The sequence below is a fragment of the Burkholderia catarinensis genome, from assembly GCF_001883705.2.
In the GTDB taxonomy this organism is placed as follows: Bacteria; Pseudomonadota; Gammaproteobacteria; order Burkholderiales; family Burkholderiaceae; genus Burkholderia; species Burkholderia catarinensis.
The window spans coordinates 115,050-138,527 of record NZ_MDEQ02000013.1 but is presented as its reverse complement, the minus strand read 5'-3'; the positions used below and the strand labels follow the sequence as shown (position 1 = coordinate 138,527).

Genomic DNA, 23,478 nt, shown 5'->3' with positions numbered 1-23,478 from the left:
CCGCGATCTTTGCCGAATTTCGATAACACGTCGTTTTATGACTCTCTAGCATCGATTCTCAGTCGCGCAGGCCGGCAGGCCCGGCGCATTTGAGGAGAGAGTCCGATGAAAGCAGAGTCGAATGGCCGGCCCGCCGCCGGCACCAAGTCGTCCGGCCAGCCCGCGCTGCAGCAGACGCTCGGGACCTGGCAACTGTGGGGCATTGCGGTCGGCCTCGTGATTTCCGGCGAATACTTCGGCTGGAGCTACGGCTGGGCGAGCGCCGGCACACTGGGCTTCGTCGTCACCGCACTGTTCGTCGCGGCGATGTACACGACCTTCATCTTCAGCTTCACCGAGCTGACGACGTCGATCCCGCATGCGGGCGGCCCGTTCGCGTATGCGCGCCGCGCATTCGGCCCGACCGGCGGCTATCTCGCCGGCGCCGCGACGCTCGTCGAGTTCGTGTTCGCGCCGCCCGCGATCGCGCTGGCGATCGGCGCGTACCTGCACGTGCAGTTCCCGGGCCTCGAGCCCAAGCATGCGGCGATGGGCGCGTATCTGGTATTCATGGCGCTGAACATCGTCGGCGTGCAGATCGCCGCGACCTTCGAGCTGATCGTCACGCTGTTCGCGATCTTCGAGCTGCTGGTGTTCATGGGCGTCGTGTCGCCGGGCTTCGCGTGGAGCAATTTCATGAAGGGCGGCTGGTCGGGCGCCGATCATTTCAGCGTCGGCGCATTCCACGGGATGTTCGCGGCGATCCCGTTCGCGATCTGGTTCTTCCTCGCGATCGAAGGCGTCGCGATGGCCGCCGAGGAAGCGAAGAACCCGAAGCGCTCGATTCCGATCGCGTACGTGGCCGGGATCCTGACCCTCGTCGCGCTTGCGATCGGCGTGATGGTGTTCGCCGGCGGCGCGGGCGACTGGACCAAGCTCGCGAACATCAACGACCCGTTGCCGCAGGCGATGAAGTACATCGTCGGCGCGAACAGCGGCTGGATGCACATGCTCGTGTGGCTCGGGCTGTTCGGGCTCGTCGCGTCGTTCCACGGGATCATCCTCGGCTATTCGCGCCAGATCTTCGCGCTGGCCCGCGAAGGCTACCTGCCCGAATGGCTCGCGAAGGTGCATCCGCGCTTCAAGACGCCTTACCGCGCGATCCTCGCGGGCGGCGTGGTCGGCATCGCGGCGATCTACAGCGACGAGCTGATCCAGTTCGGCGGGCAGACGCTGACCGCGAATATCGTGACGATGTCGGTATTCGGTGCGATCGTGATGTATATCGTCAGCATGGCCTCGCTGTTCAAGCTGCGCCGCTCGCAGCCGAACATGGCGCGGCCGTTCCGCGCGCCGCTGTACCCGATCTTCCCGGCCTTCGCGATCCTGGCGGCGCTCGTCTGTCTCGTGACGATGGTGATTTTCAACGGGCTGGTCGCGCTGGTGTTCGTCGGTTTCCTCGCGTTCGGCTACGCGTACTTCCTCGCGACCCGTTCGCAGCGCGCGAGCGCGCCCGGCGACGCGCTGCTGGAGGAGTGAGCAGGATGAAGGTGAAGGGCCGTTCCTGACGGCATCCGGCGCGCCCCGTCGAACGGGCGTGCCGTCGGCATTTGGCAAGGATGGGCAAGGACTGGCAAGGAGATTCGCACGATGTCCTACACGGAGACGATCGGTCCGCGCACGTACCGCTTCGCGGACCTGAAGACGCTGCTTGCGAAGGCGAGCCCGCTGCGTTCCGGCGACCAGCTCGCCGGCGTCGCGGCGGCGAGCGAGGAGGAGCGCGTCGCCGCCAAGATCGCGCTCGCGGGCGTGCCGCTGAAGGCGTTCCTGAACGAAGCGCTGATCCCATACGAAGACGACGAGGTCACGCGCCTGATCGTCGACGATCACGACGCGCAGGCATTCGCGGAAATCTCGCACCTGACGGTCGGCGATTTCCGCAACTGGCTGCTGTCGCCCGCGGCCGACGGCGCGGCGCTCGAACGGATCGCGCCGGGCCTCACGCCCGAGATGGTCGCGGCCGTGTCGAAGCTGATGCGCAACCAGGATCTGATCGCGGCCGCCAGGAAGCGCCGCGTCGTCACGCGGTTTCGCAACACGGTCGGGCTGGCCGGCCGGATGTCGGTGCGGCTGCAGCCGAACCACCCGACCGACGACGTGAAGGGGATCGCCGCATCGATGCTCGACGGGCTGATGTACGGCTGCGGCGACGCGATGATCGGCATCAACCCGGCGACCGACAGCCTCGCGGCGATCGTGAAGCTGCTCGCGATGATCGACGCTTTCCGAGAACGCTACGGCGTGCCGACGCAGTCGTGCGTGCTCACCCACGTGACCAACACGATCGCCGCGATCGAAAAGGGCGCGCCGGTCGACCTCGTGTTCCAGTCGATCGCGGGCACCGAGAAGGCGAACGCGAGCTTCGGGATCTCGCTCGCGCTGCTCGGCGAGGCGCGCGAAGCCGCGTTGTCGCTGAAGCGCGGCACCGTCGGCAACAACCTCATGTACTTCGAGACGGGCCAGGGCAGCGCATTGTCGGCGAACGCGCATTTCGGCGTCGACCAGCAGACCTGCGAAGTGCGCGCGTATGCGGTTGCGCGCAAGTTCGAGCCGTTCCTCGTGAACACGGTGGTCGGCTTCATCGGGCCCGAATACCTGTACGACGGCAAGCAGATCATCCGCGCGGGGCTCGAGGATCACTTCTGCGGGAAGCTGCTCGGCGTGCCGATGGGTTGCGACATCTGCTACACGAACCACGCGGAAGCCGACCAGGACGACATGGACACGCTGCTGACGCTGCTGGGCGCGGCCGGCATCAACTTCATCATGGGGATTCCGGGCGCGGACGACGTGATGCTGAACTACCAGAGCACGTCGTTCCACGACCAGCTCTACGTGCGCGAGGTGCTCGGCCTGCGCCGCGCGCCGGAATTCGAGGAATGGCTGGAGACGATGGAGATCGCCGACGCGCACGGCGCGCTGCGTGCCGCGACGTCGCGCGTGCCGCTGCTCGCGGGCGCGAACGACTGGATGGGGATTTCCGCATGAGCGACGCCGTCGAAAAGAACCCGTGGGCGCAGCTGAAGTCGTTCACGAATGCGCGGATCGCGCTCGGCCGCGCGGGCAACAGCTTGCCGACCGCGCCGCTGCTGGCCTTCAACCTGTCGCATGCGCAGGCGCGCGATGCGGTGCACCAGCCGCTCGACGCGGGGGCGCTGCGGCGCGAGATCGAGGCGGCCGGCTTGCTGCCGACGCTCGGCGTGCAGAGCGCCGCGCCGGACCGCGACCACTATCTGCGCCGGCCCGATCTCGGCCGCAAGCTGTCGGACGACAGCCGCGGGCTGCTGGCCGGCTACGGCGCGGCGCTCGACGATGCGCCCGATGTCGTGTTCGTGGTCGGCGACGGGCTGTCGGCGTTCGCGGCCGCGAAGCAGGCGTTGCCGCTGCTGCAGGCCGTGCGGCCGCGGCTCGACGCGGACGGTTGGCGGATCGGCCCGGTGGTGGTCGCGACGCAGGCGCGCGTCGCGCTCGGCGACGAGATCGGCGAGCTGCTGCGCGCGAAGGTCGTCGCGATGCTGATCGGCGAACGGCCGGGGCTCAGCTCGCCGGACAGCCTCGGCGTGTACCTGACGTGGGCGCCGAAGGTCGGCTGCCACGACGCATTGCGTAATTGCATCTCGAACGTGCGGCCCGAAGGGCTGCCGCACGCGGCGGCCGCGCACAAGCTGCATTACCTGATGACGCACGCGCGCCGGCTCGGGCTGACGGGCGTCGGGCTGAAGGACGACAGCGACGCGCTGTTGCCGCCGGCGGAAGCGGAGCGGATCGGGGCGGACTGAAAAGGGGCCGCGCGCGGGCCGCCGCCGCGTGGCGGCATCCGCGCCGTTCGAGCGGCCCGCGGGACGGCCGTCGAGGCCTTCGCCATCCGGCTAGCGGAACAGCCGCTCGCACAGGAAATCGACGAACACGCGCAGCTTCGGCGACAGCTGCCGGCTCGATGGCCACACGATCGAGAACTGCCCCGGCGCGATCCGGTAGTCGTCGAGCACGGTGACGAGCGTGCCGTGTTCGAGCGCGTCGCGCGCGAGGAAGTCGGGCATGTAGCCGATGCCGAGCCCCGCGAGCACGGTGCCGCGCAGCGCTTCCATGTTGTTGCAGGTCATCGCGGTGCGCAGCTTCAGCGGCGTGCCGTCGTCGGCCGAGAGCGCCCAGTCCTGCAGCTTGCCGGTGGTCGGGAAACAGTAGCGCACGCAGTCGTGCGCTTCGAGATCCCGGGGTGTGCGCGGCGTGCCGGCCTGCGCGAGATACGCGGGCGTCGCGCACAGCACGAACGCGAACGGGCCGAGCCGCCGCGACATCAGGCTCGAATCGGACAGCGGGCCGCTGCGGATCACCGCGTCGAAACCGCCTTCGACGACGTCGACCATCCGGTCGTTGAAATCCAGATCGAGCTCGACGTCCGGATAGCGCTGCCGGAATTCGGGCAGCACGGGCAGCAGGAAGCGGTAGCCGATCACCGGCAGGCTCACGCGCAGCTTGCCGCGCGGGCGCTGCGCCGAGGCCGTCACGGTCGCTTCCGCATCGCGGAAATCCTCGAGGATCCGCTGGCAGCGCTCGTAGAAATGCCGCCCCTCTTCGGTGAGCGTGACGCGCCGCGTCGTGCGGTTGAACAGGCGCACGCCGAGCGACTGCTCGAGTTTCGCGATCGTCTTGCCGACCGCCGACGCCGAGATGCCGAGTGCGCGGCCGGCCGCGACGAAGCTCAGCGCTTCGGCGGTGCGGACGAAGGCGACGATGCCGGTCAGGTTTTCCATCGAATCGAAGGGCGTGCGCCGATGCACGCGGCCGGGTGAATTGCGGAATTTTAGTCCGTTATATATGGAACTTCGCGTGGTTTTTCGCAGATTGAATCGGATTTATCTTCTGTCGCTCTGACGGCGCATCCGCGCCGGCTTTTCGAGGAGCGATGATGGACCACCCTTTTTCGGCCGCTTCAGCCCTGTCGGCGCGCCGGCGCGCGTGGGTGCTGGCCGCCGTCTGCATGGCCGCCGTCGCGCTGCCGCTGTCGTTTTCGGGCGGCGCGGTCGCGACGCCGGCGATCGGCCGCGACCTGCATGGCGGCCCGGTCGCGATGAACTGGATCACCAACGCGTTCATGCTCGCGTTCGGCAGCTTCCTGATGGCGGCGGGTGCGCTGGCCGACCAGTTCGGTCGCAAGCGCCTGTTTGCGATCGGGGTCGGCGGCTTCACGCTGATGTCGGTTGCGCTCGCGTTCGCGCCGTCGATGCTCGCGGTCGACCTGCTGCGCGCCGCGCAAGGGCTCGCGGCGGCCGCGGCGCTCGCGGGCGGCACGGCGGCGCTCGCACAGGAGTTCGACGGCGCGGCGCGCACGCGCGCATTCAGCCTGCTCGGCACGACCTTCGGCATCGGGCTCGCGTTCGGGCCCGTGCTTGCCGGCGGCCTGATCGGGCATTACGGCTGGCGCGCGATCTTCGTGACGAGCGCGGTGGCCGGCGTGCTGTCGCTGGTGTTCGGGCTGCCGCGCATGCACGAGTCGCGCGACCCGCACGCGACGGGGCTCGACTGGCCCGGCACGGCCGCGTTTACCTCCGCGCTGACGCTGTTCACGTTCGGCGTGATCGAGGCGCCCGTGCGCGGCTGGTCGAGCGCGCTCGTGATCGCGCTGCTGGCCGGCGCGGCGCTCGGCGCCTGCGCGTTCGTGACGATCGAGACGCGCGTCGCGCGGCCGATGCTCGACCTGTCGCTGTTCCGTATCGCGCGCTTCGTCGGCGTGCAGGTGCTGCCGGTGTCGACCTGCTGCTGCTACATCGTGCTGCTCGTCGTGCTGCCGCTGCGCTTCATCGGCATCGACGGCTTCAGCGAGATCGACGCCGGCTGGCTGATGCTCGCGATTTCCGCGCCGATGCTGGTCGTGCCGCTCGTCGCGGCGACGCTCGCGCGCCGGCTGTCGGCCGGCGTGATCTCGGGGCTCGGGCTCCTCGTCGCGGCGGCCGGCCTCGTGTGGCTCGGCATCGCGCTGCGCGGCGGCGCGGGGCCCGCGGCAATCGCGCCGATGCTCGCGATCGGCGTCGGCGCCGGGATGCCGTGGGGGTTGATGGACGGGCTGTCGGTGAGCGTCGTGCCGAAGGAGCGCGCCGGGATGGCGACGGGGATCTTCAGCACGACGCGCGTGGCCGGCGAGGGGATCGCGCTCGCGATCGTCGGCGCGGTGCTGGCCGCGCTCGCGCGGACGGGGCTATCGCGGGCGGCAGGCGCTGCCGGCACGCCCGACGCGGCGCTGCGTGCGGCCGCGCGGCTCGCGACCGGCGATCTCGCGGGCGCGGCCGCCGCGTTGCCGGGCGTCGGCCATGCGGCGCTGCTCGCGAGCTACACGCACGCGTTCGACCGGCTGCTGACCGGGCTGGCCGTCGTCACGGTGCTGTGCGCGGTGGTGGTGTTCGTGTTTCTCGGCGGGCGGCCGGCGGCCGCTGAAACGGGCGACGACGCGGACGGGCAGGCGCAGCCCGACGCGCCGGCGCGCAGCCGGGTCGAGCCGGCTTGTGCGGAGACGCACGGGCGTTGAGCGTCGCATCGTCGGGCGCGGACGCTCCGTTAACGGCAGCCGGCGCGCCGTTGTATTTCGTCATTGCCGCATGCGCACGCTGACCATCCGCCACGCGCATCACGCCAGCACGAGCGGCGGCAGTGCCGCATCGATCCGCGCCTGGGCCCGCTCCACTTCAATCACCACAAAGCGCCGCGCATTGGGCCACAGGTGCGCGCGGCTTTCCGCCGCCTCGTCGATCGTCGCGCGGCCCTGCACGAGCCAGGTCGTCCCGCGCACGAAATCGACGAACAGCAGCGCGATGGCCGGATTCACGAGCAGGTTGCCGATCGTGTTGAACAGGTTGTTGCCCGCGAAGTCGGGCAGCACGAGCGTGCGGCGGTCAGGCATGTCGACGAGCGGCTCGAACGAGCCGTCGGCACGCGGCTGACGGCCGCGGTACGAGCAGTCGCTGTCGCCGGCCGCGTCGGCGGTCGCGACGATCAGGAACGCCTGCTCGCGGATGAACGCGATCGCATCGTCGGTCAGCGGGCCGGGGTCGCTCATGGTGTCGGTCGGCGCGAACGCCGTGGCGTGTGGATGCGCGAGGCGCACGCAAGCGACATGCCACGCGTCGCGGCCCGCCTGCGCATGCGAGCGCGCCGGCGCACTGTGGAAATTTCGAACACCGGCCCGGCTGCTGCGCAATCGCGGTGTTCAGAATCGGCGCACCCGTCGTGCCGCATACGTGAACACGGCATGGCGCGCACGCGGCCGGCCGCGCTCGTAGGGCTTCCGTCCTCTCCCGTCCTGTTTGGCACGCATGTTGCGTAAACGGGTACCAGCGCGGTCCAACCGGCGCTGTACTCACACAAGCACGATGAACAGGAGACATGTATGAACCCGTTTGACCTGAAGCAACTGGGCCTCGACGTCGAATACCCGTACCGTCAGCAGTACGACAACTACATCGGCGGCAAGTGGGTGGCGCCGGTGAAGGGCGAGTATTTCGAGAACGTGTCGCCGATCAACGGCCAGCCGTTCTGCCGCGTGCCGCGCTCGGGCGCCGACGATATCGAGCTGGCGCTCGACGCCGCGCATGCCGCACGCCGCAAGTGGGGCAAGACGTCCGTGGCCGAGCGCGGGAACCTGCTGCTCGCCGCCGCCGAGCGGATGGAAAAGAACCTGAAGCTGCTGGCCGTGGCCGAGACGATCGACAACGGCAAGCCGCTGCGCGAGACGATGGCGGCCGACCTGCCGCTCGCGATCGACCACTTCCGCTACTTCGCGGGCTGCATCCGCGCGCAGGAAGGCGGCATCTCCGAAATCGACGACAACACCGTCGCGTACCACTTCCACGAGCCGCTCGGCGTCGTCGGCCAGATCATCCCGTGGAATTTCCCGCTGCTGATGGCCGCGTGGAAGCTCGCGCCGGCGCTCGCGGCCGGCTGCTGCGTCGTGATGAAGCCGGCCGAGCAGACGCCCGCGTCGGTGCTGGTGCTGATGGAGCTGATCGGCGACCTGTTCCCGGCCGGCACGATCAACATCGTCAACGGCTTCGGCAAGGAAGCGGGCGAAGCGCTCGCGACCAGCAAGCGGATCGCGAAGATCGCGTTCACGGGCTCGACGCCGGTCGGCAAGCACGTCCTGCGCGCGGCGGCCGACAACCTGATTCCGTCGACGGTCGAACTGGGCGGCAAGAGCCCGAACATCTTCTTCGCCGACGTGCTCGACGAGGACGACGCGTTCCTCGACAAGGCGCTCGAAGGGCTCGCGATGTTCGCGCTGAACCAGGGCGAGGTGTGCACGTGCCCGTCGCGGATCCTGATCCAGGAATCGATCTACGAGAAGTTCATCGAGAAGGCCGTCGCGCGCGTCGAGCGCATCAAGGCCGGCCACCCGCTCGACCTGCAGACGATGATCGGCGCGCAGGCGTCGCAGCAGCAGCTCGACAAGATCCTGTCGTACATCGACATCGGCCGCGGCGAAGGCGCGCAATGCCTGACGGGCGGCGAGCGCACGGCGCCGGCCGCCGACCTCGGCACGGGCTACTACGTGAAGCCGACGATGCTGCTCGGCAACAACAAGATGCGCGTGTTCCAGGAAGAGATCTTCGGGCCGGTTGCGTCGGTGATGACGTTCAAGGACGAGCAGGACGCGATCGAACTCGCGAACGACACGTTCTACGGGCTCGGCGCGGGCGTGTGGACGCGCAACGGCACGCGTGCGTACCGGATGGGCCGCGAGGTCGAGGCCGGCCGCGTGTGGACCAACTGCTACCACCTGTACCCCGCGCACGCGGCGTTCGGCGGCTACAAGCAGTCGGGGATCGGCCGCGAGACGCACAAGATGGCGCTGTCGAACTATCAGCAGACGAAGTGCCTGCTGGTCAGCTACCAGGCCGAGGCGCTCGGGTTCTTCTGAGCGCCGCAGCGGTGGCAGTCGCGAAGCGCCGGGGCCGGCCGGTCGGCGGAGCAGTGCCGGCCGGTACGGTCGCCGGTTTTCGGCGGTGACGGGAGCGGCGCACGCGCGGTTGCGGTGCGCCGACGCCGGTCATCCGGCACTTCGCCATTGTCGATCTCGACGTTTCACCCGGCGCGGGCCGTGCATCGTCGCGGCCCGCGCCGGAAACGATACCGGCAGCCGCGGGTTCGCGGCGGCACGGTGCGCCGATGCGTGGCACAACAACCGTCATGGCTGAATTGCCCCGATCCTTTCCGCGCCACCCCGTATTCCATGGGGGCGAACTCGACGCGCAGCACCGCTTCGGCGTCGCCGACGAAGCCGAGCGGATGAGCGACGTGGTGACGACGCGCGTGAGCATCGGCGTGCGGCAGTTCATCGAGTCGCAGCCGTTCATGTTCGTCGGCACCGCATGCGGCTCGCGCACATCCGTGACCTGCGACATCGTGCAGAGCCAGCGCGACGCGAACGGCGATCTGCTGCCGGTCGTCCGCGTGATCGACACGAAGACGCTGCGGTTCGCGTGGCCCGCCCATGACGACGGCAACCGGATCGACGCGGCAGCGTGCGACGGCAGCGGTGTCGGGCTGCTGTTCGTCGATTTCGTGCGCGGCATCCGCTACCGGATCAACGGTCGCGCAACGTTGCGGGTCGATCTGCCGGAAGCGGACGCGGCGCCCTGGTCGGCCGGCGGCACGATCGTCGAGCTGGCGGTCGCTCAGGCGTACGGCAACTGCGGTACGCGGGTCGTGCGGTTGAAGCCGGCCGGGTAGCCGTTGGCCGCGGGGCGGCGAGCATGCGCGGTGGCCGAGCGGATCGCACCGGCGGCGTGCGCGGCACGCCGCGTTCGGGTGCGCCCGCATGGCGCATGCCGGCCGGGTAGCGTGGAATGACGGGCTGGTCGCCGGGCCGTGCGGTTCGGCACGGGACTTGCGTGACCGGCGCGGTTCCGGGCAGGAGAGGGAGGACACGATGGATCGACACGTGACGTGTAGCGAAGAAGCGACGGCCGAAGACACGCGGCGCAACGCGCAGGGCGACGACGCGCTGGCCGGGCAGGCCGTCGTCAGCGTCGCGCACGATGCGGACGAGCAGGCGCGCAACCTGATCGGCTGGCGGCAGACCTACGACCAGCTCGCGGCCGGCCGCTTCGTCGGCACGCTGACCGAGCTGCCGCTCGACACGATGAAGCTGTTTCGCGAATCGACGAGCCACCTGCTGCGCCAGGCGTGCGAGGTGCGCGGCGATGCGTACTGGTTCGGCATCCCGCTCGTGTGCGACGGCACGGCGCGCGTCGATGCGTGCCGCATCGGGCCCGGCGCGCTCGCGTTCCGGCCCGGCAACGTCGAATTCGAACTGGTGACGCCCGCGCAGTTTTCGATCTACGGCGTGGTCGTGCGCGGTGACGTGCTGCGCCGCTATGCGGAGGAGGTCGAACGCCGCGCGCTCGACGAGCGGCTGTTCACGCAGCGCGTGATGCAGGTCGGCGATGCGCGGCTCGCGCGCCTGTGCGCGCTGCTCGGCCGCCGGCTCGACGGCGCGGTGGTCATGGCCGGCCCGCTGCCCGATGCGCAGCGCGACGACCTGCAGGCCGAGGTGCTGGCCGCGCTGTTCGACGCGTGCGCGCAACCGGCCGACGACGGCAGCGGCGGCGCGCCGTCGACGCGCCGCTGGATCGTCGGACAGGCGCGCGACTACGTGCTCGCGCACCGCACGCGCCCGGTCGGCGTGCCCGAGCTGTGCGAGCAGTTGCATGTGAGCCGGCGCACGCTGCAGTACTGCTTCCAGGATGTGCTCGGGATGGCGCCGGCGACCTATCTGCGCACGCTGCGGCTGAACGGCGCGCGGCGCGACCTGTGCGGCCGCGCGGCCGGCTCGGTGCAGGATGTCGCGGAGGCGTGGGGCTTCTGGCATCTGAGCCAGTTCGCGACCGATTACCGGCGGCTGTTCGGCAAGCGGCCGTCGGAGACGCTGCGCGAACGCGCGGTGATGATCACGGCGGGGTGACGGCGGCGGCGCTTTCGGCTTCCCGGCTGGCGGGCGTGTCCGGTATTCCTATTCGGCTGTCGCTGCCGCTTCGCGCGGCGCCGGCCACGCGAGCGCGTCCCAGTCGATCTTCCTGTAAGCGGCTTCGACCGCCGCGAGATCGTCCGGCCGCTCGCTGCGATGCAGCCCGTGCAATTCGGGCGGCACGTCGAGTTCGACCGGTACGCAATGCGGATAGTCGCGCACGCGCAGCGCCGGCCCGATCGTCGTGAAGCACGCGAGCGTCGGCACGTCGAAGCCGTCGGCGAGATGCAGCGCGGCCGTATCGGGCGCGAACAGCACGCTCGCGCCCTTCACCCATGCGATGAACCGGGCCGTATCGTTGGCCGCATCGGCGCTCACGTCGACATACGCGGGATGCGCGACCGGCCCGAACCCGGCCACCGGCAGGCCATAGCGCTGCGCGAGCTGCTCGACGAACGTTGCATGCAGCGCGGGCGGCACGCTGCGCACCGCGGTGCTCGCGTTCGGGCAGAACAGCACATACGGGCGCCGCCATTCCGAAGGCAACGCAGGCAGCGGCAGCCGCGCGAGCCAGCGGTTGCGCTTGGCCGACGCCGGCACCGACGCGGGTTCCACGCCGAGCGCGTCGAGGAAGAAATCGATCATCGGCAGCCGCGCGAACGCGGGCCAGTACAGGTGATTGCCGACGTCGATGCACGGTGCATCGGCGGGCAGCACTTCGGCGGGGCACGGCAGCGTGCGCGACGGCGCGACGACCTCGGCCGCGAGCGCATACAGCGCATCGACGTAGCGCGGCGCGCGGGCCGGCCGGTACAGCGTGAAACGCAGGTGCGGGTGTGCGTCGCGCAGCGCGGCGAGGGCCGTCAGCCCGATCACCGAATCGCCGAGCGTGACGCCCATCCCGTTGATCACGTGCGCCTGCCGCGCGCCGTCGTAGTCGAGCCGGAACGGCCGGTGCGCGGCGTGCAGCAGGCCGAGCGCGGGCGCGGCCGGCACGTGGCCGACGGCGCGCACGCCGCCGCGCTCGAGGTCGTACGGCGCGACGAGCGTGCCGTCGGGCGCGACGAGCGTGCCGGGGCAGGCCAGCGCGTCGTCGTGCGACAGCGCGGCGGCGGGCGGCGCGGTGTGCATGTCCATCGTCATCCGCCGCGCGCGCGGCGGCCCTGCTCGCGGATCTGTTCGAGCGTCGCGGCCGGCGTGCTGGCGTCCTGCGGGATGCGGATCTCGATCAGCGCGGGCAGCCCGCAGGTCAGCGCGCGCTCGAGCGCGGGCGCGAAATCGGCGGTGCGCTCGACCGTCTCGCCATGGGCGCCGAACGCGCGCGCATACGCGGCGAAATCGGGATTCGTGAGCCCCGTGGCGTGCACGCGCCCCGGATAGTTGCGCTCCTGATGCATGCGGATCGTGCCGAAATGCCCGTTGTTGACGACGATCGCGACGATGTTCAGCCCGTACTGCATCGCGGTCGCGAGCTCGTTGCCGGCCATCATGAAGCAGCCGTCGCCCGCGAGCGCGACGACGGCGCGCGACGGGTACAGCGACTTCGCGGCGAGCGCGGCGGGAAGCCCGTAGCCCATCGCGCCGCTCGTCGGCGCGAGTTGCGAACGGAAGTGCCGGTACGCGAAATGGCGATGCAGCCAGATCGCATAATTGCCGGCGCCGTTGGTGAGGATCGCGTCGTGCGGCAGGCGCTCGCGCAACTGCACCATCACGTCGCCGAGCTGGACGTCGCCGGGCATCGGCAGCGGCGCATGCCATTCGCGGTACGCGCGATGCGCGTCGTCGGCCGCACCGGCCCATACCGCGCGTTCGGGCGGTTCGAGCGCGGCGAGCGGCGCGGCGATCTCGGGCATCCCCGACACGATCGGCAGGTCGGCCGCATACACGCGGCCGAGTTCGTCCGCGCCCTGGTGCACGTGGATCAGCGTCTGGCGCGTCTTCGGGATGTCGAGCAGCGTATAGCCGCCGGTCGTCGCTTCGCCGAGGCGCGGCCCGATGACGAGCAGCAGGTCGGCGTCGCGGATGCGCTTCGCGAGCGCGGGGTTGATCCCGAGCCCGACGTCGCCCGCGTAGTTCGGGTGCACGTTGTCGATCGTGTCCTGGTAACGGAACGCGCACGCGACCGGCAGTTGCCAGCGCTCGACGAAGGTGCGCAGGTTCGCGCACGCGTCGTGCGTCCAGCCGCTGCCGCCGACGATCGCGAACGGCCGCTCGGCGCGTGCGAGCCGCTCGCGCAGCTCGTCGATCTGCGCGGCCGACGGCGCGGCCGCGATGCGCTTCGCGGCCGGTACGACGGGTTGCGCCGCGCACGCGTCGGACAGCACGTCCTCCGGCAGCGCGAGCACGACCGGGCCGGGACGGCCGGACGTCGCGACGTGGAACGCATGACTCAGGTATTCGGGAATGCGGCGCGGGTCGTCGATCTGCGCGACCCATTTCGCCATCTGGCCGAACATCCGGCGGTAGTCGATTTCCTGGAAGGCTTCGCGGTCGAGGTGCTCGCGCGCGCACTGGCCGACGAACAGAATCATCGGCGTCGAATCCTGGAGCGCGGTGTGCACGCCGATCGACGCGTGGGTCGCGCCGGGCCCGCGCGTGACGAACGCGATGCCCGGGCGGCCGGTCAGCTTGCCGACGGCCTCGGCCATGTTCGCGGCGGCCGCCTCGTGGCGGCAGACGACCGTCTGGATGCGCGCGGTGTCGTCCGCCAGCGCATCGAGTACGGCGAGGAAGCTCTCGCCCGGCACGCAGAACACGCGTTCGACGTGATTGGCGAGCAACGCATCGACGAGGAGCCGCGCTCCGGTGGTGGCGCGCGGCTCGAGATCCTTGGAATGCGACATGGGCTGCCGTCTCCCTGGGTAGCGGGACGTACAGCTTACGCCCGTTGGCGGGGCGCCGGTACGCCGGCCGGTGAAAAGTGCCGGAACGCGGGGTGATTCGGGCAGCGCGTGTTCCGCGCGCCGGTTTCGGCTGGCCGAACGGCCAGCTTGTGCGCGCTTGCGCGACGGTGAAAAGTGAGCGCTACGGATGTCGAGCCGGGCGCCTGTCTCGATTCGGAAGTCGGGTCGCCCAATCAACAATAAAATGGGATGCCATTCAATAGTAAAATTTCAGAGAACGGATGGATAAAGAGATCGAGGATCACCATGGCAACCGAAACGATTGACCAAAAGACGCTGACGGAACTGATCGAAGCCGGCGCCGTACGCGCGGCCCGCGTGGTCGGTTGCGGCAATGGGTGGGCGATCTCGGCCCGTTGCGGTACGCACGAACGGTTCCTGTCGGCCAAGCGCGGCGATGTGCGGGTGTTTCGCCGTTTTGAAACGCTGGTCGGCTTTCTGCGCGACCTCGGCATCAGCCGGTTCGATGTGGACGCGTCGGCATTCGACCCGGATGCGGCCGGCCGGACGACCCGGCCCGATCGCGCAGCCGCGTTGAAGGCGGCACACGAGGCAGCGGCCCATGATCGCTGGTTTCGCGAGCAGGTACAGCAGGCGCTGGACGATCCGCGTGCGTCGATTCCCGACGCCGAGGTCGGCGCCGACTTTGCGTCGCGCCGTGCGGCGCTGCGTCAGCGACTCGCGGGCAGGCGCGGGGAAGCTTCTTGACCCTCGCGCTGCACTGGAATCCGAAGGCCTACGAGGATCGCGCCGCGATCATGGACTACATCGGCGAGGACGACCCGCTGGCCGCGCTCGAACTCGACGAACTGCTGGAAGAAAGGGCGGCGGCGTTGCCGGCCCATGCCGAGCTGTATCGGCAAGGGCGGGTGGCGGGCACGCGCGAGTTGGTGGTTGCGCCGAACTATGTGCTCGTATATCGCATCCGGCCCGCCGACGGCATCGTGGAGATCCTCCGCGTATTGCATGCGCGACGGCAGTGGCCGTAATGCAATATTCACCGCCGGCCCGCTCAACGGGGCACGGATGGGGTCAAGTCCGGCACGGAGAGACCGGCGTGTCGGCGTTCGCGTGCGAATCGATGCGGGGATGAAGGACGATGTACATGGATTTACATCGCCAGCTGCTTGATATGATGTACATCCACTGTACATCCGAATGGGGGAGATCAACATGCATACCACGAGGGTATTTCGGAACGGCAACTCACAGGCCGTGCGAATTCCTGCGGACCTTGCTTACGAGCGCAGCGATATCGAACTGGAAATCGAGCGCGTCGGTGACGAAATCCGTATTCGGCCGACGCGGCGGCCGTTGACCCACGTACTCGAGAAATTTGCGAAATTCGGGCCGGATTTCATGGCCGAAGGGCGGGGTGACCAAGAGCAGGCCGATCGCGAGGGTTTGTGATGCCGCGCTATATGCTCGACACCAACATGTGCATCTATTTGATGAAGAATCAGCCGGAGCAGGTCGCGAGGCGGTTCGCGCAGTGTTACACCGGAGACGTCGTGATGTCGGCGATCACCTATGCCGAACTCGAGTCCGGCGTTACCGTGTGTGCGAGTCCTGCCCGCGAGCGTCGCAATCTTGCCGCGCTGATCGACGATATTCCGGTTGCGCCGTTCGACGTCGGGGCTGCGCAAGCGTATGGTCCGGTCCGCGAGGCAACCCGCGAGCGGAAGAAGGACCACCTCGACAAATTGATCGCCGCTCATGCGGTGTCGCTCGATGTCGTCCTCGTGACCAACAACGAGCGGGATTTCGTCAGCTATCCGGGGTTGCGGTTGGAGAACTGGCTGAACGATTAGTGTCCGAGGCTACGTTCGACGGTAAGTCGGGACGTCGATCCGCCCCGCGTTACCGTCAGACCTCGCATCAGCACTCGACGATATTCACCGCCAGCCCGCCGCGCGAGGTTTCCTTGTACTTCGTCTTCATGTCGGCGCCCGTCTCGCGCATCGTCTTGATCACGGAGTCGAGCGACACGTAGTGCGAGCCGTCGCCGCGCAGCGCCATGCGCGCCGCGTTGACGGCCTTCACCGACGCCATCGCGTTGCGCTCGATGCACGGGATCTGCACCATCCCGCCGACCGGGTCGCAGGTGAGGCCCAGGTTGTGCTCCATGCCGATCTCGGCCGCGTTCTCGACCTGGTGCGGCGTGCCGCCGAGCACGGCCGCGAGCGCGCCGGCCGCCATCGAGCAGGCGACACCCACTTCGCCCTGGCAGCCGACTTCCGCGCCCGAGATCGACGCGTTGAGCTTGTAAAGAATGCCGATCGCGGCGGCGGTCAGCAGGAAGTCGATCACGCCCTGTTCGTTCGCGCCGGGCGTGAAGCGCGTGTAGTAGTGCAGCACGGCCGGGATGATGCCGGCCGCGCCGTTGGTCGGCGCGGTGACGACACGGCCGCCGGCCGCGTTTTCCTCGTTGACCGCGATCGCGTACAGGTTGATCCAGTCGATCATCGACAGCGGGTCCTGCAGCGCGCGCTCCGGGCTGCCTGTGAGCGTGCGGTACAACTGCGGCGCGCGGCGCTTGACCTGGAACGGGCCGGGCAGGTTGCCGTCGGCATCGGGGTTGCCGATCCCGCAGCCGCGCGACACGCACGACTGCATCACGGCCCAGATCTTCAGCAGCCCGTCGCGCGTTTGTTCCTCGGTGTGCCACGTGCGCTCGTTTTCCCACATCAGCTGCGCGATCGACTTGCCGGTCGATTCGGTCAGCGCGAGCAGCTCGGCGCCGGTGCGGAACGGGTGCGTCATCTGCTCGGCCGCGCTCAGCACCTTCGTGTTCGGCGCGCCGGCCGTCACGACGAAGCCGCCGCCGACCGACAGGTACGTGCGCTCGACCAGCACCGCGCCGTTCGCGTCGCTCGCGCGCAGCTTCATCCCGTTCGGATGCTCGGGCAGCGCCTGGCGGTAGAACGCGATGTTCTCCTTCAGCACGAACGGCACCGGATGGGTGCCGAGCAGCGCGAGCTGCTTCGACTTGCGGACGTCTTCCAGCCGCGCGTCGATCGTCTCGGGATCGACGGTGTCGGGCGCGTCGCCGAGCAGGCCGAGCATCACGCCGCGGTCGGTGCCGTGGCCCTTGCCGGTGGCGCCGAGCGAGCCGTACAACTCGACCTTCACGTGGGCCGTCGCGTCGAGCATCCCGTCGCGCTCGAGGCCCTGCACGAACATCAGCGCCGCGCGCATCGGTCCGACCGTATGCGAACTGGACGGCCCGATGCCGATCTTGAAGAGGTCAAACACGCTGACTGCCATTTTTATACCTGCCTTGCTATAAGAATAGTGCTAGCGCGCCTGCAAAGGCAGGCACGCGGCGAGCCATGCGGGCGGCGTTGGGGAAAGCTGCTGCGCGACACGGGCATAGCGCCCGTCGAGCCGCGCGGCCAGATGAAAGAGTTCGGTGGCGTTTTTCGGGTCCCACTGCCCCGTGTAGCCCGGCAGGCCGGCCTCGCGGCGCTTCGCATCGAACGGCACCGGCGAATTCACGAATTCCTCGTGGGTCTTCTCGCCGAGCGCGTACGGCACGAGCCAGTCGAGCGCGGCCGCGAGCGTCGCGCCGTTGGCGCCGCGCTCGCGCAGCCAGTTGCGGTTGAAGCGGCGCGCGGCGAGCGCGGCCGTCACCAGCGGCTGCAGGTCGTACACCGCGTAATGCAGCGCATCGCGTTCCTCGAAATCCCAGGTCTTGCCGTCCGGGCCGATGTTGTCGGCCAGATGCTCGACGAACAGCCGCTGCGCGGCGTTCATCATCCTGCGGTCGCCGAGCGTGAACGCGGACAGCGCGATCAGCTTGATCCGGTGGCTCTGCCAGTTGTTGCGCCACGTGCCGGTGAGCGGGCGCTTCTGCGCGTCGATCTGCGCGACATAGCCGGCGCCGAGCTTCGCGATGAACGCGGCCGTCGCGTTGCGCGTCTTCACCGGCAGCGCGCTGGCGGTCATGTCGTACGCGACGATCAGGCTGTCGAAGCGCGTCTCGTCGATCGGGTTGAAGCTCGGCTGGTAGGTCGAGACCCACGCGGACAGGAAGCGGTCGACGAGCTGCAGGTAGCGCGGCGCGTTCGTCACGCGCCACGCGAGCGCCGCGTCGCGCATCAGGTCGAGGTCCTTCAGCGCGGCGGCACTCTGGTCGTAGATGCCTTCGTGCGGCAGCGTGCCCTCGGTGTGCACGCGCGCCATCGCCTTCGGCTGCTCGCCGATTCGTGCGTCGACGCTGCGGATCAGCGCCTGCACGCCCGGCTCGGCCTGCGTCGTCTCGCTCGCCTGCAGTGCCGGCGCCGCGCAGAAATTCATCGCCGCGCGCGCGCTGCCGGCCGCGCCGAGGCCGGCGGCGGCAAACGACAGCGATGCGACGAGCATCGGCACGAACCGGCGCGCGCGCGTGCGCGGCCGCCCCGGCATTGCACCATGGCCCGGAAACATCGGACGCACCATGCGGAACTCCTTCATTGGCTGGATCGCGTGTGATGTTAGCCGGATTGGCGGACGAACGTGAACCGGTTCGCCCGTCGAACGCAAAAACCGCACGCAACACGGGGTTGCGTGCGGTGCGATCACCATCGGACGGCTCCGGGCCTGGCGCGTGTTATGCGTATTCCGACATCGGCACGCACGAACAGAACAGGTTGCGGTCGCCGTAGACGTTGTCCGCGCGGCCGACCGGCGGCCAGTACTTGTTCGTGCCGAGCGATGCGACCGGGTACGCGGCCTGCTCGCGCGAGTACGCGTGCGGCCATTCGTTCGCGGTGACGACGGCCGCCGTGTGCGGCGCGTGACGCAGCGGGTTGTCCTCGCGGTCGGCGCGGCCTTCCTCGACCGCGCGGATTTCCTCGCGGATCGCGATCATCGCGGCGATGAAGCGGTCGAGTTCTTCCTGCGATTCCGATTCGGTCGGCTCGACCATCAGCGTGCCCGGCACCGGGAAGCTCATCGTCGGCGCGTGGAAGCCGTAGTCCATCAGGCGCTTCGCGACGTCGTCGACGCTGATGCCGCTCGATTCCTTGATCGGACGCAGGTCGAGAATGCACTCGTGCGCGACCAGCCCGCCCGGGCCCGAATACAGCACCGGGTAGTGCGGCGCAAGGCGCTTCGCGATGTAGTTCGCGTTGAGGATCGCGATTTCGGTGGCGGCGGTCAGGTTCTTCGCGCCCATCATCGCGATGTACATCCACGAGATCGGCAGGATCGACGCCGAGCCGTACGGCGCGGCCGACACCGCGCCGATGCCGTCTTCCGCGCGCGCGTAGCCGGTCGAACGCTGGTTCGGCAGGAACTTCGCGAGGTGCGCGCCGACCGCGACCGGGCCGACGCCCGGGCCGCCGCCGCCGTGCGGGATGCAGAAGGTCTTGTGCAGGTTCAGGTGCGACACGTCGCCGCCGAACTGGCCCGGCGCGGTCAGGCCGACCATCGCGTTCATGTTCGCGCCGTCGACGTACACCTGGCCGCCGTGCGCATGGACGATCTCGCAGATCTCGCGGACGTTCTGCTCGAACACGCCGTGCGTCGACGGATACGTGATCATGATTGCCGCGAGGTCGTTCGCGTGCTGGTCGGCCTTCGCCTTCAGGTCGGCGATGTCGACGTTGCCCTGCGCGTCGCACGCGACGACCACGACCTTCATGCCGGCCATGTGTGCGGAGGCCGGGTTCGTGCCGTGCGCGGAAGCGGGGATCAGGCACACGTCGCGATGGGCTTCGCCGCGCGATGCGTGGTAAGCGTGGATGATCAAGAGGCCCGCGTACTCGCCCTGCGAGCCCGCGTTCGGCTGCAGCGACACGGCTGCGTAGCCGGTGGCCGCGACGAGCATCTGCTCGAGCTGGTCGATCATCTCGCGGTAGCCGACGGTCTGCTCGGCCGGTGCGAACGGGTGGATGCCGCCGAACTCGGGCCACGTGACCGGCAGCATTTCCGACGTCGCGTTCAGCTTCATCGTGCACGAGCCGAGCGGGATCATCGAGCGGTCGAGCGCGAGATCCTTGTCCGACAGGCTGCGCAGGTAGCGCAGCATTTCGGTTTCGGAATGGTGGCGGTTGAACACGTGGTGCGTCAGGTACGCGCTCGTGCGCTCGAGGCCGGCCGGCAGCGCGGCGACGCCGGCGAGGCCGGCGTCCAGCGCATCGACCGCCGGTGCGGTGCCGCCCGCGGCCTGCGCGAACACGGCGAGGAGATCGGCGAGGTCGCCGCGCGTCGTCGTTTCGTCGACCGACACGCCGACTTGCGTGTCGCTCACGCGGCGCAGGTTGATGCGCCTGGCCTTCGCGAATTCGTGAACCTGCGCGGTGCGCGCGCCGGTGTCGATCGTCAGCGTGTCGAAGAACGTGTCGTTGACGGTCGCGAAGCCGAGGTGCTTCACGCCGGCGGCGAGGAGCGCCGCGATGCGGTTCACGCGCAGCGCGATCGTCTTCAGCCCGTGCGGGCCGTGGTAGACCGCGTACATGCTGGCCATGATCGCGAGCAGCGCCTGCGCGGTACACACGTTCGACGTCGCCTTCTCGCGGCGGATGTGCTGTTCGCGGGTCTGCAGCGCGAGGCGCAGCGCGGGCTTGCCCTGCGCGTCGACCGTCACGCCGACGAGGCGGCCCGGCATCTGGCGCTTGAATTCGTCGCGCACCGCGAGATACGCGGCGTGCGGGCCGCCGAAGCCCATCGGCACGCCGAAGCGCTGCGTGTTGCCGATCGCGACGTCCGCGCCCCATTCGCCGGGCGGCGTCAGCACGGTGAGCGCGAGCAGGTCGGCCGCGACGACCACGTGGCCGCCGGCCGCGTGGATCGCTTCGGTGAGCGCGCGGTAGTCGCGCACGTCGCCGTTCACGCCCGGGTATTGCAGCAGCACGCCGAACGCGTTCGCCTGCACGGCGTCGGCGGCCGGGCCCGTCTTGACCTCGATGCCGATCGGCAGCGCGCGCGTGCGGATCACTTCGAGCGTCTGCGGCAGCACGTCGTCGGCGACGTAGAACACGTTCGACTTCGGCTTGCCGGCGCGCTGCAGCAGCGTCATCGCTTCGGCTGCGGCGGTTGCCTCGTCGAGCAGCGACGCGTTCGAGATCGCGAGGCCCGTGAGGTCGGCCACCATCTGCTGGAAGTTCAGGAGCGCCTCGAGGCGGCCCTGGGAAATTTCGGGTTGGTACGGCGTGTAGGCCGTGTACCACGCCGGGTTTTCGAGCACGTTGCGCAGGATCACGGCCGGCGTGTGCGTGTCGTGATAACCCTGGCCGATATACGAGCGGAACACCTGGTTCTTGTCCGCGAGAACACGCAGCGCGGCGAGGGCTTCGGCCTCGCTCTTCGGCTGCGCGAACGGGCCGAGCGGCAGCGTTTCGGCACGGCGGATCGACGCGGGGATCACGGCGTCGATCAAGGCGGCGCGCGACGCAAAGCCGAGCGTGTCGAGCATGGCCTGCTGGCTGGCGGCGTCGGGGCCGATGTGGCGTTCGGCGAACGCGTCGTGCGTTTCGAGCGCGGCGAGCGAGAGGGGCGTGCGGTTCATCAGGCGGTCCGGGTGTTCGAGCTTCATGGCGTGACTCTGGTCCCGCGCGGGACGGGGCGGCTGGCCGGCCCCGCGCGGTTCGGGTAAGGAAGTTAGTCGATCAGCTTGGTGTAGGCGGCAGCGTCGATCAGCTTGTCGGTCGATGCGCCGGCCGCGAGCTTGATCTTGAAGAGCCAGCTTGCGTACGCATCGCTGTTGATCGAATCCGGCGTGTCGACGGCGTCCTGGTTGATCGCGACAATCTCGCCCGACACCGGCGAGTAGATGTCGGATGCCGCCTTCACCGATTCGACGACGCCAACGGCATCGCCTGCCGATACCGTCTTGCCGACTTCCGGCAGCTCGAGGAACACGATGTCGCCAAGCGTGTTCTGTGCGTGATCGGTGATGCCGACCGTCAGCGTGCCGTCTGCGTCGGTGCGGATCCACTCGTGTTCTTCGGTGTATTTCAGCTCGGCCGGGACGTTGCTCATCGGATGCTCCTGGATAAAAGAGGTGGTTCGTTCTGCTGGCGCGCCGCCGGGGCGCGCCGGGTGTGGTTTCGCCGGGCGCCATTTCCCGGCTTCCCGGGAGGCGGCCCCCCGGCCGTTACGCAGCGAGGACCTTGCCGTTGCGCACGAACGGCAGTTTTACCACGCGCGCGGGAAGATTCTTGTCTCGAATTTGCACCTGGATCGTGTCGCCGACCTGGACGGCCGCCGGCACGCGCGCGAACGCGATCGATTCCTGCATCGACGGCGAGAACGTGCCGCTCGTGATCTCGCCTTCGCCGTGCGGCGTGACGACTTTCTGGTGCGCGCGCAGCACGCCGCCCGCCTTGCCGTTTTCCTTCTGCAGGATCAGGCCGACGAACGCGGCGCGGGTGCCGTTTGCTTCAAGTGCGGCGCGGCCGACGAAGTCGCGCGGCGCGGTGAGGTCGACCGTCCACGCGAGGCCCGCGTCGAGCGGCGACACGGTGTCGTCCATGTCCTGGCCGTACAGGTTCATGCCGGCCTCGAGGCGCAGCGTGTCGCGCGCGCCGAGCCCGCACGGGCGCACGCCGTTTTGCTGCAGTGCGTTCCACAGCGCCTCGACGTGCACGGCCGGGACGATTACCTCGAAGCCGTCTTCACCGGTATAGCCGGTGCGCGCGATGGTGAGATCGCCGAACGGCGTGCCGGCGACCTGCGCGGCGTTGAACGGCTTCAGCTCGCTGGTGGCGGCGCGCGCGGCGGGCACCGTCGCCCAGGCCTTTTCGCGGGCGTTCGGGCCCTGTACGGCGACGATCGCGAAATCGCGGCGCGGCGCGATCGTGACGCCGTAGCCGCCTTGCTCGTTCAGCTGGTTGAACCACGCGATGTCTTTCTCGGCCGTGCCGGCGTTGACGACGACGCGGAAGAATTCTTCGGTGAAGTAATAGACGATCAGGTCGTCGATGACGCCGCCCTGCGGATTGAGCAGGCACGAGTAGAGCGCCTTGCCGGGCGTCTTGAGCTTGCCGACGTTGTTCGCGATCGCGTGCTCGAAGAACGCGCGCACGCGGCTGCCGGTGAAATCGACGACGCACATGTGCGACACGTCGAACATGCCGGCGTCGGTGCGCACGGCTTCGTGTTCTTCGATCTGCGAGCCGTAGTTGACGGGCATGTCCCAGCCGCCGAAGTCGACCATGCGGGCATTGAGCGCGCGGTGCGCGGCGTTGAGCGGGGTGTGATTCAGTGCAGTCATCGAGGCCTCAGGCAAGGCGCTTGCGCGCGGATCAGAACGGCCATGTGCCGACCGCCGCGGCCAATGAATGGCCTGCAAGCGATCCGGTACATGCCCCTCTGTCCTCGATACCTGAGAGATTGCGTTGCTGCGGGCAAAGCCCGGCGAACGCGCGCCCCTTCGGTGGGCAGCTTGCCCGCGCAGCATGTGCGCAGCGAGCTACTGCCGCTCTCCAGAGTGCGGGGAGAGTGTGGCCCGCGCTATGCGCGGACGGGATTCCCCGACGCGGTCGGTCCTTTTGCCTGAGAGTTTGCGGGTGTGCCCCTTCGGCGGCGCAACCGGTGCTGAAACAACACGGTCACACGCTCTCCCGACGCGTGCGGGCGACTGTACGCGAGCGG

At 69.1% G+C, this 23,478-nt stretch carries 20 protein-coding genes and 2 riboswitches; of the genes, 11 read left to right on the top strand and 9 right to left on the bottom strand.

Translation table 11 applies throughout. From position 1 onward, the window contains the following. The first annotated feature begins 105 nt into the window (after positions 1-105). The 3 genes from eat to eutC all read left to right on the top strand — a co-directional run bounded on the left by eat (position 106) and on the right by eutC (position 3,818). Positions 106-1,518: an ethanolamine permease gene (gene eat, locus BFF94_RS21805; protein ID WP_128843823.1), complete on the top strand. Its 1,413-nt coding sequence runs from the start codon at positions 106-108 to the stop codon at positions 1,516-1,518. A gap of 111 nt (positions 1,519-1,629) precedes the next feature. Continuing rightward, positions 1,630-3,027 (top strand): ethanolamine ammonia-lyase subunit EutB, encoded by a 1,398-nt coding sequence (locus BFF94_RS21800; RefSeq protein WP_128843822.1) that lies wholly within the window; start codon positions 1,630-1,632, stop codon positions 3,025-3,027. After that, positions 3,024-3,818: an ethanolamine ammonia-lyase subunit EutC gene (gene eutC, locus BFF94_RS21795; protein ID WP_128843821.1), complete on the top strand. Its 795-nt coding sequence runs from the start codon at positions 3,024-3,026 to the stop codon at positions 3,816-3,818. Before BFF94_RS21800 ends, eutC begins: the two co-directional genes overlap by 4 nt. A 90-nt stretch (positions 3,819-3,908) precedes the next feature. On the opposite strand, the gene BFF94_RS21790 is transcribed toward eutC, so the two are convergent. Next, a complete protein-coding gene (locus BFF94_RS21790; RefSeq protein ID WP_128849521.1) occupies positions 3,909-4,793 on the bottom strand; it encodes a LysR family transcriptional regulator in 885 nt (294 codons plus the stop codon). A gap of 155 nt (positions 4,794-4,948) precedes the next feature. On the opposite strand from BFF94_RS21790, the gene BFF94_RS21785 reads away from it, so the two are divergent. Continuing rightward, positions 4,949-6,562 (top strand): MFS transporter, encoded by a 1,614-nt coding sequence (locus BFF94_RS21785; protein WP_219139821.1) that lies wholly within the window; start codon positions 4,949-4,951, stop codon positions 6,560-6,562. Between the two features lie 99 nt (positions 6,563-6,661). Here BFF94_RS21785 and BFF94_RS21780 read toward each other — a convergent pair whose 3' ends face one another. Then, entirely contained in the window at positions 6,662-7,090 is a 429-nt protein-coding gene (locus BFF94_RS21780) for a pyridoxamine 5'-phosphate oxidase family protein (protein ID WP_128847442.1), read from the bottom strand. A 330-nt stretch (positions 7,091-7,420) separates the two neighbouring features. Between BFF94_RS21780 and exaC the strand changes: the two genes are divergently transcribed. The 3 genes from exaC (at position 7,421) to BFF94_RS21765 (ending at position 10,993) form a co-directional block, all read left to right on the top strand. Continuing rightward, positions 7,421-8,947: an acetaldehyde dehydrogenase ExaC gene (gene exaC, locus BFF94_RS21775; RefSeq protein WP_128847444.1), complete on the top strand. Its 1,527-nt coding sequence runs from the start codon at positions 7,421-7,423 to the stop codon at positions 8,945-8,947. 269 nt (positions 8,948-9,216) lie between these two features. Continuing rightward, complete coding sequence (locus BFF94_RS21770; RefSeq protein WP_128847447.1) at positions 9,217-9,759, top strand: hypothetical protein; 543 nt, start codon at positions 9,217-9,219, stop codon at positions 9,757-9,759. Positions 9,760-9,958: 199 nt separating this feature from the next. Continuing rightward, entirely contained in the window at positions 9,959-10,993 is a 1,035-nt protein-coding gene (locus BFF94_RS21765) for a helix-turn-helix domain-containing protein (protein WP_219139820.1), read from the top strand. 48 nt (positions 10,994-11,041) lie between these two features. Here the strand turns inward: BFF94_RS21765 and BFF94_RS21760 are convergent, their stop codons facing one another. Both BFF94_RS21760 and BFF94_RS21755 read right to left on the bottom strand, forming a co-directional pair. Then, positions 11,042-12,139, bottom strand: a complete 1,098-nt coding sequence (locus tag BFF94_RS21760; RefSeq protein ID WP_219139819.1) for a glycosyltransferase family protein — start codon at positions 12,137-12,139, stop codon at positions 11,042-11,044. Further along, positions 12,136-13,839: a thiamine pyrophosphate-binding protein gene (locus BFF94_RS21755; protein WP_219139818.1), complete on the bottom strand. Its 1,704-nt coding sequence runs from the start codon at positions 13,837-13,839 to the stop codon at positions 12,136-12,138. The genes BFF94_RS21760 and BFF94_RS21755 overlap by 4 nt, the downstream gene beginning before the upstream one ends. 306 nt (positions 13,840-14,145) lie before the next feature. Between BFF94_RS21755 and BFF94_RS21750 the strand changes: the two genes are divergently transcribed. The 4 genes from BFF94_RS21750 to BFF94_RS21735 all read left to right on the top strand — a co-directional run bounded on the left by BFF94_RS21750 (position 14,146) and on the right by BFF94_RS21735 (position 15,710). After that, positions 14,146-14,607, top strand: a complete 462-nt coding sequence (locus tag BFF94_RS21750) for a ParC-related protein (protein ID WP_128844483.1) — start codon at positions 14,146-14,148, stop codon at positions 14,605-14,607. After that, positions 14,604-14,888 carry a type II toxin-antitoxin system RelE/ParE family toxin gene (locus BFF94_RS21745; protein WP_128844472.1) on the top strand — a complete coding sequence of 95 codons (285 nt, stop codon included), beginning with the start codon at positions 14,604-14,606 and terminating at the stop codon, positions 14,886-14,888. Before BFF94_RS21750 ends, BFF94_RS21745 begins: the two co-directional genes overlap by 4 nt. A 184-nt stretch (positions 14,889-15,072) precedes the next feature. Beyond that, positions 15,073-15,309: a type II toxin-antitoxin system VapB family antitoxin gene (gene vapB / locus BFF94_RS21740; protein WP_128844475.1), complete on the top strand. Its 237-nt coding sequence runs from the start codon at positions 15,073-15,075 to the stop codon at positions 15,307-15,309. Beyond that, the gene (locus BFF94_RS21735; RefSeq protein WP_128844478.1) at positions 15,309-15,710 is read left to right on the top strand and encodes a type II toxin-antitoxin system VapC family toxin; all 402 of its coding nucleotides are present in this window, start codon (positions 15,309-15,311) and stop codon (positions 15,708-15,710) included. The genes vapB and BFF94_RS21735 overlap by 1 nt, the downstream gene beginning before the upstream one ends. A 67-nt stretch (positions 15,711-15,777) precedes the next feature. Here the strand turns inward: BFF94_RS21735 and BFF94_RS21730 are convergent, their stop codons facing one another. The 5 genes from BFF94_RS21730 to gcvT all read right to left on the bottom strand — a co-directional run bounded on the left by BFF94_RS21730 (position 15,778) and on the right by gcvT (position 23,098). After that, positions 15,778-17,166, bottom strand: coding sequence for an L-serine ammonia-lyase (locus BFF94_RS21730; RefSeq protein WP_128844480.1), 1,389 nt, complete (start codon positions 17,164-17,166; stop codon positions 15,778-15,780). 30 nt (positions 17,167-17,196) lie between these two features. Beyond that, a complete protein-coding gene (locus BFF94_RS21725; protein ID WP_219139817.1) occupies positions 17,197-18,339 on the bottom strand; it encodes an alginate lyase family protein in 1,143 nt (380 codons plus the stop codon). A gap of 151 nt (positions 18,340-18,490) precedes the next feature. Continuing rightward, complete coding sequence (gcvP, locus tag BFF94_RS21720) at positions 18,491-21,418, bottom strand: aminomethyl-transferring glycine dehydrogenase (protein WP_219139816.1); 2,928 nt, start codon at positions 21,416-21,418, stop codon at positions 18,491-18,493. 65 nt (positions 21,419-21,483) lie between these two features. After that, positions 21,484-21,864: a glycine cleavage system protein GcvH gene (gene gcvH / locus BFF94_RS21715; protein WP_128846278.1), complete on the bottom strand. Its 381-nt coding sequence runs from the start codon at positions 21,862-21,864 to the stop codon at positions 21,484-21,486. Positions 21,865-21,979: 115 nt separating this feature from the next. Next, entirely contained in the window at positions 21,980-23,098 is a 1,119-nt protein-coding gene (gene gcvT, locus BFF94_RS21710) for a glycine cleavage system aminomethyltransferase GcvT (protein WP_128846275.1), read from the bottom strand. An 88-nt stretch (positions 23,099-23,186) separates the two neighbouring features. Then, a riboswitch (glycine riboswitch) is annotated at positions 23,187-23,323 on the bottom strand. Positions 23,324-23,357: 34 nt separating this feature from the next. Then, positions 23,358-23,460: riboswitch (glycine riboswitch) on the bottom strand. Between the last annotated feature and the right edge of the window lie 18 nt (positions 23,461-23,478).